The organism is Aeromicrobium terrae, assembly GCF_008039565.1.
Taxonomy (GTDB): Bacteria; Actinomycetota; Actinomycetes; order Propionibacteriales; family Nocardioidaceae; genus Aeromicrobium; species Aeromicrobium terrae.
Genome location: NZ_VDUX01000001.1, coordinates 121,591 through 143,495 on the forward strand (window position 1 = coordinate 121,591; position 21,905 = coordinate 143,495).

Consider the following 21,905-nt stretch of genomic DNA (forward strand, 5'->3'; position numbering starts at 1 on the left):
TGTCCTCAGGTGTGATCAGGCGTGGGAGTGGAGCGGCTTGCCGGCCAGCGCGAGCGACGCCTCGCCGAGCGACTCGTTCTGCGTCGGGTGCGCATGGATGAACTGGGCGACGTCCTCGGGGAAGGCCTCCCAGTTGACCATCAGCGAGGCCTCGCCGACCTGCTCGCCGAACCGGGCACCGACCATGTGGACGCCCACGATCGGGCCGTCCTTCTCGCGGACCAGCTTCACCACGCCGGCGGTCTGCAGGATCTGGCTCTTGCCGTTGCCGCCGAGGTTGTACTCGTAGGTCTCGACCTCGCCGTACTTCTCCTTGGCCTGCGGCTCGGTGAGGCCGACGGAAGCGACCTCGGGCTCGCAGTAGGTGACGCGGGGGATGCCGGAGTCGATGACGGGCTGCGGCTTGAGGCCGGCGATCTCCTCGGCCACGAAGATGCCGTGCGCGAAGCCGCGGTGGGCCAGCTGCAGGCCGGGCACGAGGTCGCCGACCGCGAAGACGCCGTCGACGTTGGTGTGCAGGCGCTCGTCGGTGGGCACCCAGCCGCGGTCGACCGTGATGCCGGCCTCCTCGTAGCCCATGCCCTCGGAGCGGGGACCGCGGCCGACGGCCACGAGCACGAGGTCGGTCTCGATGGTCTCGCCGTTCTCCAGCGAGACGGTGACGCCGCTGTCGGTCTGCTTGACGCCGCTGAACTTCACGCCGGTCTTGAAGGCGATCTTGCGCTTGCGGAACGCGCGCTCGAGCTGCTTGGAGAGCGTGGGGTCCTCCAGCGGGATGAGCGTGGGCAGGGCCTCGACGATGGTGACCTCGGCGCCGAACGACTTCCACACCGACGCGAACTCCACGCCGATGACGCTGCCGCCGATGATCACGACGTTGTTGGGGACCTCGCTCATGGTGAGCGCCTCGTCGCTGGTGATGACGCGGCCGCCGATCTCCAGACCGGGCAGCGTGCGAGCGTACGAGCCCGTGGCGAGCACGAGGTTCTTGCCGGTGTACCGGGTGCCGTTCACCTCGACCGTCTTGTCTCCGACGACCTTGCCCTCACCCTCGACGACCGTGATGCCGGCCGCCTTGATGAGGCCCTGAAGGCCCTTGTACATCTTGGTGATCACGCCGTCCTTGTACGTGTTCACCTGCGGCATGTCGATGCCGTCGAAGGTGCTCTTCACGCCGAACGCGCTGCCCTCACGGGCCGCGTCGGCCACCTCGGCGGCGTGCAGGAGGGCCTTGGTCGGGATGCAGCCGTTGTGCAGGCAGGTGCCGCCGACCTTGCCCTTCTCGACCATCGCCACGGTCAGCCCGAGCTGCGCGGCGCGGAGCGCGCACGCATAGCCGCCGCTGCCACCGCCCAGGACCACGATGTCGAAGTTGTTGGTGTCCGCAGGGCTGTCGGCCACTGTCGCCTCCCGTGATGGAATCTTCGTTCGTCATCTTGTCACCTGGCTGGTCGGTCCTGCCACCGGGGCTACCGCCGTCAGGCACACTGGTCGCATGGGTCTGTTCCGCAGTCGTCGAGGCCCGCGGAGCGACCGCAAGGCCACCAAGGACGACCTCGCGCAGCTGCGCGACTGGTGTGCGTCCCGGCGCGGTGTCGAGGCGTACGTGGAGCCGCAGACGTCGGTCACGCAGACCACGATGCTGCTCGTCGCCGGCGACGGCGAGTGGACGCGTCGACGCGTCCCGAGCCCCCAGGCCGCGGCCGACTTCGCGCGCAAGCAGGGGATCCCGGTGTACGACACCAACCGGGTCGGATATCCGCAGCGGATGCGCGACTACACGATGCGCCAGCGCGGCGACCGCGCGAAGACCACCACCACACCCCGCGAGGCAGAGGCCACGCGACCGGCCGGCCTCGACACCAACCAGCGCGCCGCGCTCGGGTGGCTGGAGGACCTCGCCGGCGAGTCGGCGAAGGGTCATGATCCCGAGGAGCTGCGCCGCATCTGGCGCCTGGCCCGCAGCCGCGCCCATCCGGACCGCCGCGGTGGCGACCGCGCCGCGTGGGACGAGGTCGAGGACGCCGCACGGACGCTCGGCCTGCACACCTAGGCCGTCAGTGCCACCCGGCCGGGTCGTGGCCGCCTGGCAGCTCGGCCGCCGGGTCGTACGGCGTCCGGGTGAAGACGAACGACGCGAGGTCCAGCTGGACCGGGACCCCGTCGGCGTCGCGCCGGACGGTCAGGGTCTCGCCGGCGTAGTAACCCTCGAGGCCGATCCAGGCGTCTCCGCGCCGGGTGAACCGGGCGCCGCGTCCCTCGCCCGGCGTGCCGAGCCGGAGACCGTCGGTGCCGTCCAGCCGCAGGGTGAAGGCCTGCGTGCCCCAGAACCACTCACCGACGAGGTCGAGCCCGGCCTCGTGGGCGGTGTCGACGCTCCACGGAGCTGGGAGGTGCGGTTCGTGCTCGTGGAGCAGGTCGAGCAGGTCCGCGTTGACCGTGCCCAAGCCCGACGTCGCGTTCGTGAGCAGCACCGCGCCGTCGCCGGTCTCGAGGTCGACCCGCAGGGTCGCCAGGAAGCCCGGCATCGATCCGCCGTGCCCGGCGTACCGGCGTCCGTCGACGTTCCAGACCTGCCAGCCGAGCCCGTGCGCGCTGCCCCAGGCGACGTCGGGGACGTCGTTGAGCGCGACGGGCCGGAGCATCTCGGTCAGGGTGTCCGCGGCGAGGACGTCCCGGGTCGCCCCGGCGAGGAACGCGGCCCAGCCGGCCAGGTCGGTGATCGACGCCCAGAGCTGGCCCGCCGGGGCCATGGCGCCGGCGTCGTGCTCCGGCTCGGCGTGGACCAGGTCGGCGAACGGGTGCACCGCGAGCCCGGGGGCGGCGTCGGCAGGCGGCCGGGTCGTCATGGTCAGGCCGAGAGGCCGCAGGATGCCGCCCTCCACGGCCTCGGTCCAGGCCACGCCGCGGCGACGGGCGACGATCTCGCCGAGGACCGCGTACCCGGTGTTCGAGTAGTGGTAGCGCGTGCCCGGGGCGAAGCGCAGCTGCGGAGCGGCCTCGACGAGGGCCGGCCAGTCGTCGCCCGGCGCGCGCTCCCACCAGGGGCCGTCGGTCTCCGACTGCAGTCCGGACGTGTGGGTGAGGAGCTGCCCGACGGTCACCCGGCCCAGGTCGAGCGACGCGAGCTCGGGGAGGTGGTCGGCGGCGGTGTCGGCGAGATCGAGCGAACCCTCGTCGCGCAGCCGCATGACCTCCACGGCCACGAACGTCTTCGTGATGGAGCCCAGGCGGTAGGCGGTGGCCGCGGTCGGCGCGAGGCCGTCGCGTCGGCCGTCGAGGGTGCCGGCCGCGTCGGACCAGACCACCTGATCGTCCCGCACGACGGCGGCGACGACCGACGGCAGGCGCCGGTCGGCCTGCTCCTCGCGGAGGCGCCGGCCGAGCAGGACCGCCGTCGCCGGGGAGAGCGCCATGGCCGACGTCAGCCGGCGGAGCCGGCCAGCTCGGAGGCGAGCTGGACGAGCGTGCGGACCGCGACGCCCGTGCCGCCCACGGGCGTGTAGTCGCGCGCGGAGCCCTCGTTGAACGACGGACCGGCGATGTCGAGGTGGGCCCACGGCACGTCGCCGACGAACTCCCGCAGGAACGCGGCGGCGAACAGCGTGCCGCCGTACGGCTTCGGGTTGTGCTGGCGGAGGTCGGCGATGGAGGAGGAGTTCACCTTCTCCTTCATCTCCTCGACGATCGGCAGCGGCCACATGGACTCGCCGGCCGTCTTGGAGGCCTCGAAGACCTGGTCGCGGAAGTCGTCGTCGTTGCCCAGGATGCCCGCGGTGAGCTCGCCGAGCGCGATCATGCAGGCGCCGGTCAGGGTCGCGACGTCGATGATGCGGTCGGGCTTGGCCTCTACCGCGAGCGAGAGGCCGTCCGCCAGGACGAGCCGACCCTCGGCGTCGGTGTTGTGGACCTCGACGGTGGACCCGTTACGCATGGAGAGCACGTCGCCGGGCCGGGTGGCCGAGCCGCTGGGCATGTTCTCGGCGAGGCAGGCGAACGTCGTGACCTTGATCGGCAGGCCGAGCTCGGCGATGGCCACGGTCGCCCCGACGACGGCCGCGGCGCCCGCCATGTCGAGCTTCATGGTCTGCATCGACGCGCCGGGCTTGATCGACAGGCCGCCGGAGTCGAACGTGATGCCCTTGCCCACGAGGGCGATGTGCTGCGTGGCGCCGGCGGGGGAGTAGGTGAGCTTGACGAGGCGCGGCGGGGCGTCGGAGCCGGAGCCCACGCCGATCAGTCCGCCGCAGCGCTCACGGGCCAGGCGCTTCTCGTCCCAGACCTGCACCTTCACCGGGCTGCCCTGGGTGCCGACGTGCTCGGCGATGGCGTCGGCGAACATCGGCGGACGCAGGTCGCCGGGCGGGGTGTTGACCCAGCTCCGGACCACGTTGACCGCTCCGGTGACGATCTCGGCGCGGTCGAGCGCGTCCTGCGCGGCGACCTGGCGGGCGAACGGGCTGAGCAGGACGACGGACTCGACGTGCTTCTTCGCCTTGGCCTTCTTCTTGTCCTTGCCCTTGGACTTGTAGGCCTCGTAGCGGTAGGTGCCCAGCGCGACGCCCTCGGCGACGGCGCCCAGCTCATCGACGTCGGCCGGGTGCAGGTCGACGGCGACGGAGGTCACGTTCGCCTGGGCGGCGGCCCGCACGCCGCGGGCGGCGGCTCGGCGGAGGTCCTCGGCGGTCGGCTCCTCGGGCAGCGCGACGGCGACGACCAAGGACACACGGGCGAGGTCGCCGGCCGGGAACGAGGACACCTGGTTCCGCTCCCCGGTGAACCCGATCGCGTCGAGGCTGGGCCCGAACACGTCCTTGTCGTCGTCGGTCCTGATGCCGAGGACCAGGGCGTCGGCCCGGGCGGTGGTCGGCTTGGACGTGCTGAGGCTCACAGACACCATGGGCGCCATGTAACCACCAAGTCGTACCTACGGTGAGGCCGGGCCGTGAGGCACGGCTAGGTTGGCGCGCATGGACCTGCTGCACTCGCCGCTCCACGACCGCCACGTCGCCCTCGGGGCGAAGCTCGCCGAGTTCGGCGGCTGGGAGATGCCGCTGGAATATGCCGGCGGGGGTGTGCTGGCCGAGCACAAGGCGGTGCGGGAGCAGGTGGGTCTGTTCGACGTCAGCCACCTCGGCAAGGCGCTGGTGCGCGGTGCGGGCGCCGCCGAGTTCGTCAACGCCTGCCTGACCAACGACCTGCGGCGCATCCAGCCGGGCAAGGCCCAGTACACGCTGTGCTGCGACGACGACGGCGGCACGATCGACGACCTGATCGCCTACCTGCGCAGCGACTTCGAGGTCTTCCTGATCCCCAACGCGGCCAACACCGCCGCGGTCGTCGACCGGCTGAAGGCGGCGGCCCCGGACGGCATCGAGGTCACGAACCAGCACCGGGAGCACGCGGTCCTCGCCGTGCAGGGCACGCTCAGCGACGAGGTGCTCACCGCGCTCGACCTGCCCGTCGACCACGAGTACATGTCCTTCGCCGACGGCACGGTCGCCGGCCACGAGCTCACCGTCTGCCGCACGGGCTACACGGGGGAGCGCGGCTACGAGCTCGTCGTGCCCAGCGACGGGGCGGTCGACGTGTGGGACGCGCTCGTCGAGGCCGGCGAGCCCCACGGGCTGCGCCCCTGCGGCCTGGGCGCCCGCGACACCCTGCGCACCGAGATGGGTTACCCGCTGCACGGCCACGAGCTGTCCGTCGAGATCAGCCCGGTGATGGCGCGTGCCGGCTGGGCGGTCGGCTGGGACAAGCCGGCGTTCTGGGGCAAGGACGCCCTGGAGAAGCAGCGCGCCGAGAAGTCCGTCCCGCTCGTCCGGGGCCTGCTGGCCGAGGGTCGCGGGATCCCTCGCCCCGGCATGACCGTCCGGCGGGCCGACGACCCCGGCGCCACGGTCGGCGAGGTCACGTCCGGCACGTTCTCGCCGACGCTGCGGCAGGGTGTCGGCCTGGCCCTGCTCGACCGCTCTGTCGGCGACGGGGACACCGTGGTCGTCGACGTCCGCGGGCGCGCGGAGTCGTTCACCGTCACCAAGCCGCCGTTCGTCGAGCCGTCGACCAAGGAGAGCTGAGATGGCCTGGACCTGGACCTACGAGACCGCGGACGGCGCCACCGTCGGCCGCTCCGAGGCGTTCGACAGCCGCAGTGATGCCGAGTCCTGGGTGGGCGAGGAGTTCAACGCCCTCCTCGAGCAGGGCATCGACCAGCTCCGGCTGTTCGACGGCGACACCGAGGTCTACGGCCCGATGTCGCTGCACCCGGCCTAGAGAGCAGTGAGCCAGGGGAGTGCCGCGGCGACCGCGCCGGCGTAGATCACGCGCCGGCCGAGCCGGGCGTCGCGCGCCGCAAGGATCGCCACGAGAGCCCCGACGATCGTGATCGTCAGGAGAACTGCGGAGGTGCCCGCCCGGGCACTGTCCGGGTCGGAGTCGTCGAAGTCGACGAGCCACACGACGCCGCACACGAACCACGCCAGTCCGGCCGCGGCGAGCACGAGGACGGTGGCCGCGACGGACCCGACCGCGCGACGGTCGGCCATCAGTAGTGGTCGGGCAGCGGGGCGTTGCGCGGGATCTGCGCCTTGGGGAGACGCAGCCGGCGCATCTGGGTGCTGCGCAGCAGCACGTACAAGGTGATGCCCCGGGTGGACTCGCCGGGGAACCGCCGGCGGATCTCCTTCTTGAGCCCGCGGATCATGACGACCTCGTCGACGATGAACAGGGCCGTCCAGATCACCCAGACAAGCACCGCGACCGTCGCGATCGGCGGGAACAGCGTCGCGATGAACGCGACGATCAGGACCGGCAGCAGGTACTCGGCGAACGTGCGGCGGCGGTCGACGTAGTCGCGGGCGAACCGGCGCACCGGTCCGCGGTCGCGCGACGGGAGGTAGCGCTCGTCGCTGCCGCTCGTCCCGCGCATGGCCTCCTGCTGGCGCTGGCGGATGGTCGCGCGCGCCTCGCGCTCGCGCCTGAGCTGCTCCTTGCGCGTCAGCGCAGGCTTCATGGCCTTCTTGCGCGCCGCCTCCGCCTCCTTGCGGCTGGGCGTCGCGCGTCCCTTGCGTACGTCGTCGTCCACGACGCCAGCCTAGTCAGCGCAGCCGGTCGTCGATCGCCCGGGCGATCTCGAGCTGCTCGTCGCCGGGCACGGACGTGTCGCCGGTGGCCACGAGGACCACGACGACGTCGGCGCGCCGGAACACCACGGTGCGGAACGACGGGCCGCCCTCGCGGGTGAAGTCCCAGGCCACCGACTCGTCGCCGACGGACACGGGCACGGGGGTGACCTTCGCGCCCGGCTCGGCGCAGTCGTCCTTGCGCTCGACTAGGGTCGCCATCGTCGCGGAGGCGCCGTCGACGGTGCTGAGCATCCCGTACTCGAGCACGGAGCGCGGGAGCGACGCCTGCTCGTAGTAGGAGATCCGACCTTCGCGCACGGGGTCGGGCTCGGCGACGACCCCGCAGTAGCGGGCGGTGCCGGGCGGCCCGTCCAGGCGGTCCTTGGCCGGCACGCGGCGCCAGCCGTCGGGCAGGTCGTCCGCCTCGAGGATGGTGCGGTTCGCCCGCACGTCCGCCGCCGTGGGCTTCTTGTCGTCCTTCGGCGCGTCACTGCCGCAGGCCGAGAGGGAGAGCGTCAGGGCCAGGACGGTGAGGACCGCGAGTCGTCTAGCTGCCATGCCGGATGACCTCCTCGACCTGCTCGGCCAGCTTCCCGTGACCCTTGTCGTTCGGGTGGTAGCTGCCGTTCTTGTCCGGCTTGCCGTCGGCCCAGCGCAGCTCGATGTTGTTCATGCACGGCGAGTCGGTGCCGATCTCGCACCCGGCGAACGCGTCGTAGACGTCCACGTACTCGAAGCTGTGCGGGTGCTCCTCGTTGAGCCGGTCGACCAGCTGACCGATGCGTTCGTCCATGTCCTTGACCTTGCTGTTGATGAACAGGATGTCGTCGTGGTCGATCTGGGTGCCGTCGCCCCACTCGCTGCCGGGCTCCTCCGGGAAGAAGCGCGGGTAGCCCACCACCAGGATGCGTGCATTCGGCGCCTTCTCGCGAACCAGGGGCAACAGCTCCTCCAGGTTCTCGAGGGCGACGTCGATGTTCTCCTCCACGGCCTGCTTCTCGTCGTCGTCCGTGCAGGAGTCGAACGGGTTGAGGCCGGCGGCGATGCAGCCGGACAGGGTGTCGGCGAACTTCGCGTCGTTGCCGCCGATGCTGAACGTCACGAGGCTGGTCTCGGCGTTCAGGTGGGAGAGCTGCGCCGGCTCGTCGTCGTTGCTCGGGTTGGGGCGGCTGAAGTCGTCCGTGACCGCGCCGGAGCACGCCGCGAACGTCCAGCCGCCGGCGAACGTGTGCTCGTCGTTGACGCGCTGCGGGTATGCCTGGGTGGAACGGTGGCACGTGTTGTTGTACGGCTTCTCCTGCGGGGCGTACGGGTCGTTGCCGCACGCGCGGTGGTCGCCCGGGATCTGCGGGTGGTACGTGCAGATCGTCGGCTTCTGCGTGCCGTCCGGGTTGTGGGTGCGCCAGTAGTACTCGGCCTCGTCGGCGTAGTTCTCGTCGGTCTTCGGGTCGTACTCCGACCCGCCCTCGCCGGAGGAGAAGGAGTCGCCCAGCGCGACGTACCGTCCGGACTCCGCCTGCTGCTGCGGCGTGAGTGACGGGTCGAGGTAGGTCGGGACGCCGGTGGTGGTGAGCGTCGGGAGCGGCGCGACGTCGCCGCAGTCGCCCTCGCCGCCGGAGGTGATCTCGCAGATCTTCGAGCGGATCGTCGAGCTGACGTGGTCGTCGGAGCTGCTGACGGTGAACACCAGCCCCCCGACGATGATCGCGGCCAGCACGACGATGCCGAGGAGCTCGGTGGAGCCCTGGCCTCTTTCGCGGATCGGCTGCGCGCGCATGGCTCGATCGAACGTGACCTGCGTCACGGGCGACCAGGGTCCGTGGACCCATCGTGGGCCCACCCACCTGGGTCGTACCCTGGCCGGACCTGGAAGGAGAACGGCCATGGCCCGCACCGGATTTCGTGGCGATCGGGGACTGAGCTGGCGGATGGGCGGCGTCGGCCTCGGCCTGGGCGCGCTCTACGTGCTCTTCGGCGCCGTGCTCATCTCCTTCTCCGGCAGCGCCCTGATGGGCATCGTCATCACGCTCGGCCTCGCCTGGGGCCAGTGGTTCTTCTCCGACCGGCTGGCGCTGCGGTCGATCGGCGGCCAGGAGGTCACGCCCCAGCAGGCGCCGGAGCTGCACGCGATGATCGACCGCCTCTGCCTGATGGCCGACATGCCGAAGCCGCGGGTCGCGGTCGCCGACACCGCGATGCCGAACGCCTTCGCCACTGGCCGCACGCCGAAGCGGGCCGTCGTCTGTGTCACCACCGGCATCATGCAGCGACTGAACCGCGACGAGCTCGAGGCGGTCATCGGGCACGAGCTCGGGCACGTCGCGAACCGCGACGTCTCGGTGATGACGGTGGCGTCGTCGCTCGGCCTGCTCGCCGGCTTCATCACCCGCTGGGGCTTCTTCTTCGGCGGCGGCCGCAACCGCAACGGCAACGGCGTGCCGTTCATCGTCGTGTTCGCGGTGAGCATGGTCGTGTACTTCGTCAGCTTCCTGCTGACCCGCGCCCTGTCGCGCTACCGCGAGCTCAGCGCCGACCGCAGCGGCGCCGCGCTCACCGGCAACCCCACCGCGCTGGCCACGGCGCTGATGAAGATCTCCGGCGACATGAGCCGCATCCCCAACAGCCAGCTGCGCGACGCGCAGGCGCTCAGCGCGTTCTTCTTCGCGCCGGCGATCAGCCGCGAGTCGATCAGCGCGCTGTTCTCCACCCACCCGTCGCTCGAGCGTCGCCTGGCGCAGCTGCAGGAGCTCGGAGCCCAGATCGATCGAGGCACGACGGCTGGATAGTCTCGGCGTGTGACGTTCGACGCCCTCACCCGCGACCAGCTGCAGGCCCTCCACGACGACCAGCAGGCGAAGTACGACGCCCTCAAGGCCGCGGGACTCACGCTCGACCTCACGCGAGGCAAGCCGTCGCCGGAGCAGCTGGACCTCTCGTCCGACCTCCTGACGCTGCCCGGGCCCGACTTCAAGGACTCCAAGGGCATCGACACCCGCAACTACGGCGGCATCGAGGGCCTGACCGAGCTGCGCGCGATCTTCGCCGAGATCCTCCACCTGCCCGTCGAGCAGGTCGTCGCCGGCGACAACGCGAGCCTGGCGATGATGCACGACTCGCTGGTCTTCGCGCTGCTCAGGGGCACGCCCGACTCGCCACGCCCGTGGGTGGAGGAGGACGAGGTCACGTTCATCTGCCCCGTCCCCGGCTACGACCGCCACTTCGCCCTCACGGAGCAGTACGGCATCCGCATGGCCCCCGTGGAGATGCGACCCGACGGTCCCGACATGACGGCGGTGCGCGAGCTCGCCGCCGACCCGTCGGTCAAGGGCATGTGGCTGGTGCCCACGTACAGCAACCCCACGGGCGCGGTCGTGAGCGAGGCCGTGGCGGCCGAGCTCGCTGCGATGGAGACGGCGGCCCCGGACTTCCGGATCTTCTGGGACAACGCGTACGCCGTGCACCACCTCACCGAGCAGCGCACCAAGACCCCCGACATCGCCGGACTGAGCGCCGCGTCGGGTCACCCGAACCGGCCGATCCTGTTCGCGTCCACGTCGAAGATCACCTTCGCCGGGTCCGGCGTCTGCTTCCTCGGCAGCTCGGAGGAGAACGTCGCGTGGTACCTGCGCCTGCTCGGCAAGCGGACCATCGGCCCCGACAAGCTCAACCATTTGCGGCACGCCCGGCACCTGCGCGACCTCGACGGCGTGCTGGACCTGATGGACCGGCACCGCGCCATCCTGGCCCCCAAGTTCGCCGCGGTGCTCGAGATCCTCGAGGACCGGCTCGGCGGTCATGGTGTCGCCACGTGGTCGGAGCCCAAGGGCGGCTACTTCGTGAGCCTCGACGTCGTCGACGGCACGGCGTCTCGCGTCGTCGAGCTCTGCAAGGAGGCCGGCATCGCGCTGACCCCGGCCGGCTCGTCGTTCCCGCACGGCCAGGACCCGCGCGACCGGAACATCCGGATCGCGCCGTCGTTCCCGTCGATCGACGACCTCCGCGCGGCGATGGACGGGCTCGCCACGTGCGTGCTCCTGGCCGCCGCCGAGAAGCAGCTCGCGTCCTAGCCCATGCGGGTGCTGGTCGCGCCGGACGCGTTCGCCGGCACCCTCTCGGCGCCCGAGGCCGCGCGCGCCATCGCCGAGGGCTGGAGCCGGCAGTCGCCCGGTGACGAGCTGACGGCCGTGCCGATGGCCGACGGCGGCCCGGGATTCGTCGATGTGCTGCACGCCGCGCTGGGCGGCGACCTCCAGGTCGTCACCGTGCGCGGACCCGTCGGCGCGCCGGTCCCGGTCACCGTCCTGCTGCGCGACGGGACCGCGTGGATCGAGTCGGCGCAGGCCTGCGGGCACCCGCTGCTCGATCGACCGGACCCGTGGCACGCGAGCACGGTGGGCGTCGGCGAGGCGATTGCGGCCGCGGTCGACGCCGGGGCTCGTCGCGTGGTGATCGGGCTCGGCGGCAGCGCCACGAACGACGGGGGAGCGGGCCTGCTCGGCGCGCTCGGCGCCACCGCGGACGTGCCGCTCGACGCCGGGCCGAACGGACTGCGTGACGTCACGTCCGTCGACCTCGCGCCCGCCCGGGAGCGGCTGGAGGGCGTCGAGCTGGTCGCGGCCATCGACGTCGACGCACCCCTGCTCGGGATGTTCGGGGCCACCAAGACCTTCGGCCCGCAGAAGGGCCTCCAGGAGGACGAGATCCTCGTGGTCGACCGCCTGCTGGACGCGTTCGTCGACGCCACGTGCGGCACCACCCCGGCCGAGCGGCGGATCGCCGACAGCCCGGGGGCCGGCGCGGCCGGCGGCCTCGGCTTCGCCCTGCTGCTCCTCGGTGCCACGACGCAGCCGGGGGTCGACCTCGTCGCCGACGCCGTCGGGCTCGCCGAGACCTGTGCCGCGCACGACCTCGTGGTCTCCGGGGAGGGCACGTTCGACCACACGTCGCGCAGCGGCAAGGTCGTGCACGGGGTGGCTGCCCGGGCCGCCGGCGCCGCCCGGCCCTGCATCGTCCTGGCCGGCCAGGTCACCGTCGGCACGCGGGAGATGCGGGCGATGGGCGTGGAGTCCGCCTACGGTGCGGCGGACCTCGCCGGCGTCGAGGCCTCCCTCGCCGATCCCTACGGATCACTGGCGCGGCTCGCCGAGCGGGTGGCCCGCACGTGGTCACCACCCGCGCGTACCATGGAATGAGTACCGCACCACCGGCGTTGGCTCTGTCTGACGCACCCCCGACCCGGGAGACCACATGACTGTCGACAGCACGAGCACCGACACCACCACTGCCACCGACGGCATCACGCTCACCGCCGGCGCCGCCGCCAAGGTGAAGAGCCTGCTCGACCAGGAAGGCCGCGACGACCTCGCCCTGCGCATCGCCGTGCAGCCCGGCGGCTGCTCCGGACTGCGGTACCAGCTGTTCTTCGACGAGCGCTCGCTCGACGGCGACGAGATCCGCGAGTTCGACGGCGTCAACGTCGTCGTCGACCGCATGAGCCTGCCGTACCTGCACGGCGCCTCCATCGACTTCGTCGACACCATCGAGAAGCAGGGCTTCACGATCGACAACCCGATGGCCACCGGTTCGTGCGCCTGCGGCGACTCGTTCCACTAGCCATCCCCTCGGTGGTCGAGTAGCCGCGAGGAACGAGCGGCGTATCGAGACCACATCACCTTCGGGCCCAGCCGTGCATCGGCTGGGCCTGATTGCTTCCGAGGTCTCGGTACGCCGGACCGCTTCGCGGTAGCACACTCGACCTCCTCATCCCGCTCGGGCGCTTCGCGCCCTCGGGGATTCGGATCGTCTATCGTGTCCGCGTGCGCCTCGCCATCTGCGGTTCCATCGCGACCGACCACCTGATGACCTTCCCCGGCAAGTTCGCCGACTCGCTGGTCCCGGAGGAGCTCGACAAGATCTCCCTCTCCTTCCTCGCGGAGGACCTGGACGTCCGCCGCGGCGGCTGCGCGGCGAACATCGCGTTCGCCCTGGCGCAGCTCGGCCACCGCGCCGTGCTGGTCGGGTCCGTCGGACGCGACTTCGAGATGGAGTACCGCGGCTGGCTCGAGGACGCTGGCGTCGACACCACCGGCGTGCGCGTCTCCGACACCCGGCACACCGCCCGCTTCGTCTGCACCACCGACTCCTCGCTGGCCCAGATCGCGACGTTCTACGCCGGCGCGATGTCCGAGGCGCGCGACATCGACCTCGCCGCGCTCGGCGAGTTCGACCTCGTCCTCGTCGGCCCCGACGACCCGGAGGGCATGCAGCGCCACACCCAGAGCTGCCGTGACCGCGGCCAGGCCTTCGCCGCCGACCCGTCGCAGCAGCTCGCCTGGGCCGAGGGTGACCTCATCCGCGAGCTGATCGACGGCGCCACCTACCTGTTCAGCAACGACTACGAGGCCGCGCTCATCGAGCAGAAGACCGGCTGGTCGTCCGCCGACGTCCAGGCGCACGTCGGCACCCGGATCGTCACGCGCGGCAAGGACGGCGTCTCGGTCTATCCGGCCGACGGCGAGGCCGTCGAGGTCAAGGCCATCGAGGGCGTCGTGGCCGTCGACCCGACGGGTGTCGGCGACAGCTTCCGCGCCGGCTTCCTGGCCGGCATCGCGGCCGAGCTGGACCTCGAGCGGTCCGCCCAGATCGGGTGCACGATCGCCGCCAGCGTGGTCGAGACCAAGGGCACGCAGGAGTACGAGCTCACGCGTGACGGCTTCCTCAAGCGCCTGGGCGCGGCCTACGGCGACACGGCGGCCTCCGAGGTCGATGCCGCTCTCAGCCTCGGGTGAGCGCTGGACTATCGTGTTGATGTCATCGCAGGACTGTCTGGATCAGAAAGGCACCCCGTGGGTCGGATGAAGCTGGTGGCCCTGGCCGCCGCGGCACTCGTGCTGAGTGGCTGTTCTCCCGTTGACGACTCCGACGTCAAGCGGCTTGCGCTCCCCGTCGCGGGCAGTGACCGGACCGACCCGATGTGGGACCTCTGGCTGGGCGCCTGGATCGCCGTCCTCGTGGTCTTCGTGCTGGTCTTCGGCGGCATGGTCTACGCCGTCGTGCGCTACCGCCGTCGCAGCGACGACGAGGTTCCCGCCCAGGTGCGCTACAACCTGCCGATCGAGGCGCTGTACACGATCGCCCCGGTGATCGTCGTCGCCGTCTTCTTCTTCCACACCGTCACCTCGCAGAACGACATGCTGGAGAAGGTCAAGAACCCCGACCACTCCATCGACGTCGTCGGCAGCAAGTGGCAGTGGGCCTTCAACTACCTCGACGAGCCGGCCACCAACCGCGACAACGTCTTCGACGTCGGCACGCCCGCCGACCCGGCCGAGCTGTGGCTCCCGGTCGACGAGTCCGTGCGGTTCACGCTGAAGTCGCCGGACGTCATCCACTCGTTTTGGATCCCGGAGTTCTACTTCAAGATGGACGTCGTCCCCGGGCGCCACAACACGTTCGACCTCACGCCCACCCGTGAGGGCGTGTTCACCGGCCGCTGCGCCGAGCTGTGCGGCATGTACCACTCGCGGATGATCTTCGAGGTGCACATCGTCTCGCGTGCGAAGTACGACCAGCACCTCGTCGAGCTCAAGAACAAGGGTGAGATCGGTGCCCCCACAGGCGCCAAGGAGGCCGACACCATCGCCGGCCTCGAGAAGAGCGGAGGCGAGGGCTGATGGCCACCACGGCAGCGTTCGAGGACACCAGCTCCCGGTCGGTCACGCGTGAGCGGACGCTCGGCCAGAAGATCGTCACGGTCATCACCACGACCGACCACAAGGTCATCGGCAACCTGTACCTGGTCACGTCGTTCTGCTTCTTTCTGTTCGGCGGCATCCTCGCGCTGATCATCCGCGCGAACCTCGCCCAGCCGGGGTCCAAGGTCGTCAGCGACGAGCTCTACAACCAGCTCTTCACGATGCACGGCACGATCATGCTGCTGCTGTTCGCGACGCCGCTGTTCTTCGGGTTCGGCAACGCGGTGATGCCGCTGCAGATCGGCGCGCCTGACGTCGCGTTCCCGCGCCTGAACATGTTCAGCTACTGGCTGTTCCTGTTCGGCGGTCTGATCACGGTCAGCGGCTTCCTGGTCCCCGGTGGCGCGGCGAGCTTCGGCTGGTTCGCGTACGCGCCGCTCAGCGACGCGGTGAACTCGCCGGGCATCGGCGGCGACCTGTGGGTCATGGGTCTGTGGATGGCCGGCCTCGGCACCATCCTCGGCGCCGTCAACTTCGTCACCACGATCTTCACGATGCGCGCACCGGGCATGACCATGTTCCGGATGCCGATCTTCGTGTGGAACACGCTGGTCACCAGCATCCTCGTGCTGATCGCGTTCCCGATCTTCGCGGCGGCACTGCTGTCGCTGGAGGCGGACCGCCGGCTCGGCGCCCACGTCTTCGACGCCGCCAACGGCGGACCGATCCTGTGGCAGCACCTGTTCTGGTTCTTCGGCCATCCCGAGGTCTACATCATCGCGCTGCCGTTCTTCGGGATCATCACCGAGATCCTGCCGGTCTTCAGCCGCAAGCCGATCTTCGGCTACATCGGCCTGGTGGGCGCGACGCTGATGATCGCGGCGCTGTCCGTGGCCGTGTGGGCGCACCACATGTTCGTCACCGGCGCGGTCGACCTGGCCTTCTTCTCCTTCATGACGTTCCTCATCGCCGTGCCGACCGGCGTGAAGTTCTTCAACTGGATAGGCACGCTCTGGGGCGGATCTGTGTCATTCGACACCCCTCTGATCTGGTCGCTGGGCTTCCTCACGACGTTCCTCTTCGGCGGCCTGACCGGCATCATCCTGGCGTCGCCGACGCTCGACTTCCAGCTGTCCGACAGCTACTTCGTGGTGGCGCACTTCCACTACGTCGTCTTCGGCACCGTGGTGTTCGCGATGTTCGCGGGCTTCTACTACTGGTGGCCCAAGCTCACCGGACGCATGCTCGACGAGAAGCTCGGCAAGATCCACTTCTGGCTGCTGTTCATCGGCTTCCACATGACGTTCCTCGTCCAGCACTGGCTGGGTGTCGAGGGCATGCCGCGTCGCTATGCCGACTACAGCCCCACCGACGGGTTCACGACGCTGAACGAGATCTCCTCGATCGGTGCGTTCCTGCTCGGCGCGTCCACGCTGCCGTTCCTCTACAACGTCTGGAAGTCGCGCAAGAGCCCGCTCGTCAACCTCGACGACCCGTGGGGCTGGGGCCGTTCCCTGGAGTGGGCCACGAGCTCGCCGCCGCCGCGTCACAACTTCGTGTCGCTCCCGCGGATCCGCTCGGAGAGCCCGGCGTTCGACCTCCACCACCCGGAGATCGCCGAGCTCGAGCTCGTGCACAACCCGGGGGAGAAGGAAGGCCTGGCCGACGCGCCCGACGTCTCCGGACGCGGCGAGGCGATCGCCGACTCGAAGGATGAGAGCTGAGCCATGCGTTCTGAGTACCTGACCATCATCTTCACGGCGGTCTTCTTCGCGTTCATCGCGCCGATCTACTGGATCCTCACCGAGGACCCCACCGGCACGACGGCCCTGGTCATGACCACCCTGCTGTGCGGCCTGCTCGGCTTCTACCTGGCTGTCGTGGCGCGGCAGATCCCGGCCCGCCCCGAGGACCGCAGCGACGGCGAGATCGCCGAGGGCGCGGGGGAGCAGGGCTTCTTCCCGCCGTTCAGCTGGTGGCCGCTGTTCTGCGCCATGGCGCTGGCCACGATCGTGCTCGGCGTCGTCATCGGCTGGTGGCTGTTCATCATCGGTGCCGGCATCGGCGCCCTCACGGTGAGCGGCTGGATCTTCGAGTACTACCGCGGCGTCCACGCCCACTGACGGCCGTCCGGCGCGGTCAGAGGGGCCACGTAGAATGTCGTGGTGTCATCCCTGCGCCTGCTGATCGTCCCGCTGTCTGCTGCCCTGCTCGCCGCCTGCTCCGCGGGCGACGTGAAGGACGTGGTGGCGCCGAAGGACCCGATCACGCTGGCGTCCAACGTGCAGGTCAAGGCCAAGGACGTCCCGGTCGACACGATCGTGACCGCCAGCGCCGAGCACGGCACCATCACGCAAGCGAAGCTCGCCACCGCGGACGGCAAGGACAGCCTCAAGGGGCGCGTCACCGGTGACCAGTGGGTCGCGTCGGAGCGTCTGGAGCCGGGCACCAGGTACGAGCTGACCGTCACCGGCAAGGGTGAGGACGGCAAGGCCGACACCCTGACCCGGTCGTTCACGACGCAGCAGCTCACCCTCGACCAGCAGACCTTCCCGGCCGTCGCCCCGCTGAAGAACGAGACCGTCGGCGTCGGGATGCCGATCATCGTCAAGTTCGACCTGCCGGTGAAGAACAAGACGCTGTACGAGCGCAACATGCACGTGACCACGGACCCCGAGGTCACCGAGGGCTCCTGGACGTGGCTGAGTGACCGCGAGGCGCACTTCCGCCCCAAGGAGTTCTGGCCGGCCGGCACCAAGGTCAAGGTCGTGCTGCGGCTGAACAGCCTGCCCGCCGGTGACGGCATCTACGGGCAGAAGGACCAGGTCGTCCCGTTCAGGATCGGGCGGAGCGTCGTCAGCACCGTCGACGTCGGCGCCCACCGGCTGACCGTGAAGATCGACGGCAAGACCGCCCGCACCATCCCGATCTCCGCCGGCGACGCACGGCACCAGACCCGTCGCGGCACCAAGATCATCATGGAGAAGTTCTCGTCCGTGCGGATGGACGCCGCCACCACCGGCGTCGACTCCGAGGACCCCGACTACTACAACATCGACGACGTGAAGTGGGCCATGCGCGTCACCAACTCCGGTGAGTTCCTGCACGCCGCCCCGTGGCAGGGTAGCAACCAGGGCCGCGCCAACGTCAGCCACGGCTGCACCGGCATGAGCACGGCCGACGCGGCCTGGCTCTTCAGCCAGTCCCGCCGCGGCGACGTCGTGAAGTTCGTCGACAGCCCGCGCCCCCTGGAGTCCCAGAACGGCTGGACCGACTGGAACGTCTCCTGGTCCGACTGGGTCAAGGGCTCAGCTTTGAGCTAGCCCCCGGTGGTCGAGTGCCCCCGCGAGCGCCAGCGAGCGGGGGTGTATAGAGACCACGTCAAGCGCGAGCCTCACAACTCGCGAGGTCTCGATACGCCGGGCGCCTCCGGCGCGCACACTCGACCTGGCCGGCCGTTCGCTCGCAGCGCGAGCTCAGGCCGTCACAAGTGGGAGCGGGGGATGCCGGTCTCGCTGACGCCCTGGAAGTCCTCGCCGAGGGGGACCGGGTGGCCGTCGTGGTCGCCCAGGTGCTCGGCGGCGTGCTCGACGTCGTGCGTGGTGGGCTTGTCGACCGCGCCGTCGTAGTAGAACGACCGCGCCTTGGCTCGCAGGCGGGCGCCTCGGCTGCCCGGGGCGGCGACGCCGTTGGCGTCCTCCTCGGCGGGAGCCTCCAGCACCGGCAGGCGGTCGTGGGACGTCAGCACGAACTGGTTCGCGACGGGCAGGGGAGCGTGGCGCTCGGAGTACGAGCCGTCCGGCGTGCGCTCGATGATGCCCGTCTCGTACCCGTGCAGGATGCGGTTGGCATCGGCGCGCTGCAGACCGATGCAGATGCGCTTGGTGACGATGAACGCGATGACCGGCAGGACGATCCAGCCGATCCGCACGAACCAGGTGATCGCGTTGAGGCTCAGGTGGAACTTCGTGGCGATGATGTCGTTGCCGCCGCCGATCCAGAACACGGCGTACATCGTCATGCCGGCGACGCCGAAGGCGGTGCGCACCGGGGCGTTGCGCGGGCGCTCCAGCAGGTGGTGCTCGCGCTTGTCACCGGTGATCCAGGACTCGACGAACGGCCAGGCGCCCAGAGCGGTGAACAGCACGCCCATCAGCAGCACGCCCGGGATGAAGACGTTCAGGCTCCAGGTGTAGTTGAGGAACGTCAGCTCCCAGTTGGGCATGACACGGACCGCACCCTCGACGAAGCCCATGTACCAGTCCGGCTGGGAGCCGGCGGTGACCTCGGACGGGTTGTACGGACCGTAGGCCCAGATCGGGTTGATCTGGATCATCGCGCCCATCAGGGCGGTGAAGCCGAAGACGACGAAGAAGAAGCCGCCGGCCTTCGCCGCGTACACCGGGAGCAGCGGGTAGCCCACGACGTTCTTCTCGGTGCGTCCGGGGCCGGGCCACTGCGTGTGCTTCTGGTAGACGAGCAGCAGCATGTGGGCGCCGATCAGCCCGAGCAGGAGCGCGGGGATCAGCAGGATGTGCGCCATGTAGAGGCGCGGGATGATCTCGTTGCCCGGGAACTCCCCACCGAAGATGAAGAACTCCAGGTACGACCCGACGAGCGGGATGGACCGGATCAGTCCGTCCACGAACCTCAGGCCCGTGCCGGACAGCAGGTCGTCCGGCAGCGAGTAGCCCGCGAAGCCCTCGACGAGGCCGAGGGTCAGCAGACCGAGGCCGATCAGCCAGTTGACCTCGCGCGGCTTGCGGTAGGCGCCGGTGAAGAAGACGCGCAGCATGTGCACGACCATGGCGGCGACGAACAGCATCGCGGCCCAGTGGTGCACCTGGCGCATCAGCAGGCCGCCACGGACGCCGAACGAGATGTCGAGCGTCGAGGAGTAGGCCTGCGACATCTCGAGGCCGTTGAGCGGCTTGTAGGGACCGTTGTAGACGGTCTCGGCCATGCTCGGCTGGAACCAGAACGTCAGGTAGACGCCGGTGGCGAGCAGGACGATGAACGACCAGAGGGCGATCTCGCCCAGCATGAAGGACCAGTGCTCGGGGAAGACCTTGCGGACCGGCATGAGCTTCTTGCCCGCTCCCGCCAGGCCGAGGCGGTCGTCCAGCCACTCGACCGGGCCGGCCATCTTCTTGCCGACGGGGGTCTTCTCGATGTCGGTGTACTCAGTCGTCATGAGTTCTTGTCCAGCTTCTTCTGGTCACGCGCGAGTTCCGGATAGCTCGGAGCGACGATCTCCGGGAAGTCGCTCATCGCGATCAGGTACCCCTCTGAGTCTACGCCGAGCGGCAATTGCGGCAGCGGTCGATGGGCCGGGCCGAAGATGACCTTGCCGTTGTCGGCGAGGTCGAACGTGGACTGGTGGCAGGGGCACAGCAGGTGGTGCGTCTGCTGCTCCCACAGGCTGATCGGGCAGCCGACGTGCGTGCAGATCTTGGAGTAGCAGAGGATGCCGTCGACACCCCAGTTCTCGCGGCCCTTGGACGGGGTGATGTCCTCCGGACGCATCCGGACGACGATCACGGCGGCCTTGGACTTGACCTGCAGGGCCTCGGTGCCGTGCAGCACGCGCTCGCCGTCGGCGTCCTCCTCGAAGAGGATGGCCGGCTCGGCGTTCACGAGCTGGCCGACCTGCAGCTGCTCGGGCTTGATCGGCGTGCCGGAGACGTCGTTGACGACCCGCATGCCCTTCTTCCAGACCGTGCGGCGCTGGTCGTGGGGGAGCGGGCCGAGGTCGCGCAGGGCGACGATGACCGGGAGGCCGAGCGCACCCAGCGACAGCAGCAGGCTGTTGCGGATCATCGGACGGCGCGCGATGCCGGACTCGTTGAGGCCGGCGTTGACGTCGATCATGACGGCCGTGCGGTCCTCGTCGGACGAGGCGCTGGGGTGACGCTCCTCGACGATCTCGTGGTCGCCCATGAGCTTCTTGGCCCACTGGATGATGCCCACGCCGATCAGCAGCAGACCGCCGCCGAACGTGGCGCCGAGGGCGAAGTTCTGCCCGTTCCAGCCGAGGAACGTCTGGTCCGCGTCGACCGTGAAGTACGCGACGCAGAAGCCGAGGAAGAGCAGGGCACCGAGTCCGAAGAGCGTGGAGACCTGGCGCTCGGCGCGACGCTCGAGGTCGGCGTCGACGTCGGTGGGGCGCCACTGGTGCTCCGGCAGCCCCGGGTCGCCGATGGGCTCGTGCGCGACCGTTCCTTCGGACGCGCCGGTGGGCTCGAGGTCGTCGGTCATGAGCTCCTCTTCTTCACTCGCGCGCCGTGGGCGCCGATCCAGACCGCGACGCCGACGAGCCCGCCCATGCCGATGAGGAACGTGAACATGCCCTCGGACACCGGACCCACGCTGCCGCCGGCGATGCCGGGGGTCGGCTGGTCCTGGACGGACTTGATGTAGGCGATGACGTTGCGCTTGTCCTCGGGCGTGATGACCTCGTCGGAGAACAGCGGCATCTGCTGCGGGCCGGTGAGCATGGCCTCGTAGATGTGCTTGGCGCTGACGCCCTTCAGGGACGGGGCGTAGCGGCCGTTCGGCAGCGCGCCACCGGCACCGACGGAGTTGTGGCAGGCCGTGCAGTTGGTGCGGAAGAACTCGCCGCCCTCGCGGATCTCCTCGGTGGTGGCGGCCTTGTAGTCGGTGTACTCGGACTCCGGGACGGACGGGCCGGGAGCCAGCGACGCGACGTACGCGGCGAGCTGCTTGGTCTCCTCGGCGGTGTACTCCGGGTCCTTGCGCGGGGCCTGCGGTCCGGCGTTGGCCATCGGCATGCGACCGGTGCCGACCTGGAAGTCGACGGCCGCGGCGCCGACACCGATCAGGCTCGGACCGTAGTTGCCACCGGACTTGGTGGTGATGCCCTCGGCGTTCTTGCCGTGGCAGCTGGCGCAGCCGATGAGGAAGAGCTGACGCCCGGCCTCGACGTCGCGCGCCGAAGCCTCCTCAGCGGTGGCGGCACGCGGCGCGAACGCGGCGTAGAGGCCGCCGGCCACGACAAGTCCGAGCAGCAGGACCACGAGTCCGGCGAGGGGATGCCGGCGTCTGGTCGACAGTTTCCGCACCGAGA

General features: G+C 70.1%; 22 protein-coding genes. 12 read left to right on the forward strand and 10 right to left on the reverse strand.

All coding sequences use genetic code 11. The features are described from left to right. Positions 1–15: 15 nt before the first annotated feature. On the reverse strand, positions 16–1,401 hold the full coding sequence (gene lpdA / locus FHP06_RS00620; RefSeq protein ID WP_147682807.1) for a dihydrolipoyl dehydrogenase: 1,386 nt from the start codon (positions 1,399–1,401) through the stop codon (positions 16–18). 94 nt (positions 1,402–1,495) lie between these two features. Between lpdA and FHP06_RS16245 the strand changes: the two genes are divergently transcribed. After that, entirely contained in the window at positions 1,496–2,053 is a 558-nt protein-coding gene (locus FHP06_RS16245) for a hypothetical protein (protein ID WP_222706311.1), read from the forward strand. Between the two features lie 4 nt (positions 2,054–2,057). Here FHP06_RS16245 and FHP06_RS00630 read toward each other — a convergent pair whose 3' ends face one another. Then, complete coding sequence (locus FHP06_RS00630; RefSeq protein WP_147682809.1) at positions 2,058–3,416, reverse strand: serine hydrolase domain-containing protein; 1,359 nt, start codon at positions 3,414–3,416, stop codon at positions 2,058–2,060. Between the two features lie 8 nt (positions 3,417–3,424). Next, on the reverse strand, positions 3,425–4,900 hold the full coding sequence (locus FHP06_RS00635; RefSeq protein WP_147682811.1) for a leucyl aminopeptidase: 1,476 nt from the start codon (positions 4,898–4,900) through the stop codon (positions 3,425–3,427). Positions 4,901–4,970: 70 nt separating this feature from the next. Between FHP06_RS00635 and gcvT the strand changes: the two genes are divergently transcribed. Beyond that, positions 4,971–6,077, forward strand: coding sequence for a glycine cleavage system aminomethyltransferase GcvT (gene gcvT / locus FHP06_RS00640; protein WP_147682813.1), 1,107 nt, complete (start codon positions 4,971–4,973; stop codon positions 6,075–6,077). 1 nt (position 6,078) lies between these two features. Next, positions 6,079–6,273, forward strand: coding sequence for a YegP family protein (locus FHP06_RS00645; protein WP_147682815.1), 195 nt, complete (start codon positions 6,079–6,081; stop codon positions 6,271–6,273). Here FHP06_RS00645 and FHP06_RS00650 read toward each other — a convergent pair. From FHP06_RS00650 to FHP06_RS00665, 4 genes are read right to left on the reverse strand one after another with little or no spacing between them, the layout of a single operon-like run. After that, positions 6,270–6,545, reverse strand: coding sequence for a hypothetical protein (locus FHP06_RS00650; RefSeq protein ID WP_147682817.1), 276 nt, complete (start codon positions 6,543–6,545; stop codon positions 6,270–6,272). The two genes, FHP06_RS00645 and FHP06_RS00650, sit on opposite strands and share 4 nt — an antisense overlap. Next, a complete protein-coding gene (locus tag FHP06_RS00655; protein ID WP_147682819.1) occupies positions 6,545–7,084 on the reverse strand; it encodes a DUF3043 domain-containing protein in 540 nt (179 codons plus the stop codon). The genes FHP06_RS00650 and FHP06_RS00655 overlap by 1 nt, the downstream gene beginning before the upstream one ends. 13 nt (positions 7,085–7,097) lie before the next feature. Next, complete coding sequence (locus FHP06_RS00660; RefSeq protein ID WP_147682821.1) at positions 7,098–7,682, reverse strand: hypothetical protein; 585 nt, start codon at positions 7,680–7,682, stop codon at positions 7,098–7,100. Beyond that, positions 7,672–8,901, reverse strand: a complete 1,230-nt coding sequence (locus FHP06_RS00665) for an SGNH/GDSL hydrolase family protein (RefSeq protein WP_187271726.1) — start codon at positions 8,899–8,901, stop codon at positions 7,672–7,674. The genes FHP06_RS00660 and FHP06_RS00665 overlap by 11 nt, the downstream gene beginning before the upstream one ends. A 106-nt stretch (positions 8,902–9,007) precedes the next feature. On the opposite strand from FHP06_RS00665, the gene htpX reads away from it, so the two are divergent. The 9 genes from htpX to FHP06_RS00710 all read left to right on the forward strand — a co-directional run bounded on the left by htpX (position 9,008) and on the right by FHP06_RS00710 (position 18,141). After that, positions 9,008–9,910, forward strand: coding sequence for a zinc metalloprotease HtpX (gene htpX, locus FHP06_RS00670; protein WP_147682825.1), 903 nt, complete (start codon positions 9,008–9,010; stop codon positions 9,908–9,910). Positions 9,911–9,919: 9 nt separating this feature from the next. Further along, positions 9,920–11,191, forward strand: coding sequence for a PLP-dependent aminotransferase family protein (locus tag FHP06_RS00675; RefSeq protein WP_147682827.1), 1,272 nt, complete (start codon positions 9,920–9,922; stop codon positions 11,189–11,191). Between the two features lie 3 nt (positions 11,192–11,194). Further along, complete coding sequence (locus tag FHP06_RS00680; protein WP_147682829.1) at positions 11,195–12,316, forward strand: glycerate kinase family protein; 1,122 nt, start codon at positions 11,195–11,197, stop codon at positions 12,314–12,316. Positions 12,317–12,371: 55 nt separating this feature from the next. Beyond that, positions 12,372–12,737: a HesB/IscA family protein gene (locus tag FHP06_RS00685; protein WP_147682831.1), complete on the forward strand. Its 366-nt coding sequence runs from the start codon at positions 12,372–12,374 to the stop codon at positions 12,735–12,737. A 203-nt stretch (positions 12,738–12,940) separates the two neighbouring features. After that, positions 12,941–13,912 carry a carbohydrate kinase family protein gene (locus tag FHP06_RS00690; RefSeq protein ID WP_147682833.1) on the forward strand — a complete coding sequence of 324 codons (972 nt, stop codon included), beginning with the start codon at positions 12,941–12,943 and terminating at the stop codon, positions 13,910–13,912. A 66-nt stretch (positions 13,913–13,978) separates the two neighbouring features. Further along, entirely contained in the window at positions 13,979–14,797 is an 819-nt protein-coding gene (gene ctaC, locus FHP06_RS00695) for an aa3-type cytochrome oxidase subunit II (protein WP_147682835.1), read from the forward strand. Beyond that, positions 14,797–16,542, forward strand: coding sequence for an aa3-type cytochrome oxidase subunit I (ctaD, locus tag FHP06_RS00700; RefSeq protein ID WP_147682837.1), 1,746 nt, complete (start codon positions 14,797–14,799; stop codon positions 16,540–16,542). Before ctaC ends, ctaD begins: the two co-directional genes overlap by 1 nt. Before the next feature lie 3 nt (positions 16,543–16,545). Continuing rightward, the gene (locus tag FHP06_RS00705) at positions 16,546–16,941 is read left to right on the forward strand and encodes a cytochrome c oxidase subunit 4 (RefSeq protein ID WP_147682839.1); all 396 of its coding nucleotides are present in this window, start codon (positions 16,546–16,548) and stop codon (positions 16,939–16,941) included. Positions 16,942–16,983: 42 nt separating this feature from the next. Then, positions 16,984–18,141 carry a L,D-transpeptidase gene (locus FHP06_RS00710; RefSeq protein WP_230973357.1) on the forward strand — a complete coding sequence of 386 codons (1,158 nt, stop codon included), beginning with the start codon at positions 16,984–16,986 and terminating at the stop codon, positions 18,139–18,141. Positions 18,142–18,302: 161 nt separating this feature from the next. Here the strand turns inward: FHP06_RS00710 and qcrB are convergent, their stop codons facing one another. The 3 genes from qcrB to qcrC are packed head-to-tail and all read right to left on the reverse strand — an operon-like array spanning position 18,303 to position 21,900. Beyond that, positions 18,303–20,012, reverse strand: coding sequence for a cytochrome bc1 complex cytochrome b subunit (gene qcrB, locus FHP06_RS00715; protein WP_147682841.1), 1,710 nt, complete (start codon positions 20,010–20,012; stop codon positions 18,303–18,305). Continuing rightward, positions 20,009–21,076 (reverse strand): cytochrome bc1 complex Rieske iron-sulfur subunit, encoded by a 1,068-nt coding sequence (gene qcrA, locus FHP06_RS00720; RefSeq protein WP_147682843.1) that lies wholly within the window; start codon positions 21,074–21,076, stop codon positions 20,009–20,011. Before qcrA ends, qcrB begins: the two co-directional genes overlap by 4 nt. Beyond that, a complete protein-coding gene (gene qcrC, locus FHP06_RS00725) occupies positions 21,073–21,900 on the reverse strand; it encodes a cytochrome bc1 complex diheme cytochrome c subunit (RefSeq protein WP_222706313.1) in 828 nt (275 codons plus the stop codon). Before qcrC ends, qcrA begins: the two co-directional genes overlap by 4 nt. Positions 21,901–21,905 lie beyond the last annotated feature (5 nt).

Coding starts and splice junctions, on each gene's coding strand:
- FHP06_RS00660 (WP_147682821.1), bottom strand. CDS start 7,682: ATGGCAGCTAGACGACTCGCGGTCCTCACCGTCCTGGCCCTGACGCTC.
- FHP06_RS00630 (WP_147682809.1), bottom strand. CDS start 3,416: ATGGCGCTCTCCCCGGCGACGGCGGTCCTGCTCGGCCGGCGCCTCCGC.
- qcrA (WP_147682843.1), bottom strand. CDS start 21,076: ATGACCGACGACCTCGAGCCCACCGGCGCGTCCGAAGGAACGGTCGCG.
- ctaD (WP_147682837.1), top strand. CDS start 14,797: ATGGCCACCACGGCAGCGTTCGAGGACACCAGCTCCCGGTCGGTCACG.
- FHP06_RS00685 (WP_147682831.1), top strand. CDS start 12,372: ATGACTGTCGACAGCACGAGCACCGACACCACCACTGCCACCGACGGC.
- FHP06_RS00635 (WP_147682811.1), bottom strand. CDS start 4,900: ATGGTGTCTGTGAGCCTCAGCACGTCCAAGCCGACCACCGCCCGGGCC.
- gcvT (WP_147682813.1), top strand. CDS start 4,971: ATGGACCTGCTGCACTCGCCGCTCCACGACCGCCACGTCGCCCTCGGG.
- FHP06_RS16245 (WP_222706311.1), top strand. CDS start 1,496: ATGGGTCTGTTCCGCAGTCGTCGAGGCCCGCGGAGCGACCGCAAGGCC.
- FHP06_RS00645 (WP_147682815.1), top strand. CDS start 6,079: ATGGCCTGGACCTGGACCTACGAGACCGCGGACGGCGCCACCGTCGGC.
- FHP06_RS00650 (WP_147682817.1), bottom strand. CDS start 6,545: ATGGCCGACCGTCGCGCGGTCGGGTCCGTCGCGGCCACCGTCCTCGTG.
- FHP06_RS00680 (WP_147682829.1), top strand. CDS start 11,195: ATGCGGGTGCTGGTCGCGCCGGACGCGTTCGCCGGCACCCTCTCGGCG.
- FHP06_RS00665 (WP_187271726.1), bottom strand. CDS start 8,901: ATGCGCGCGCAGCCGATCCGCGAAAGAGGCCAGGGCTCCACCGAGCTC.
- ctaC (WP_147682835.1), top strand. CDS start 13,979: ATGAAGCTGGTGGCCCTGGCCGCCGCGGCACTCGTGCTGAGTGGCTGT.
- qcrB (WP_147682841.1), bottom strand. CDS start 20,012: ATGACGACTGAGTACACCGACATCGAGAAGACCCCCGTCGGCAAGAAG.
- htpX (WP_147682825.1), top strand. CDS start 9,008: ATGGCCCGCACCGGATTTCGTGGCGATCGGGGACTGAGCTGGCGGATG.
- FHP06_RS00705 (WP_147682839.1), top strand. CDS start 16,546: ATGCGTTCTGAGTACCTGACCATCATCTTCACGGCGGTCTTCTTCGCG.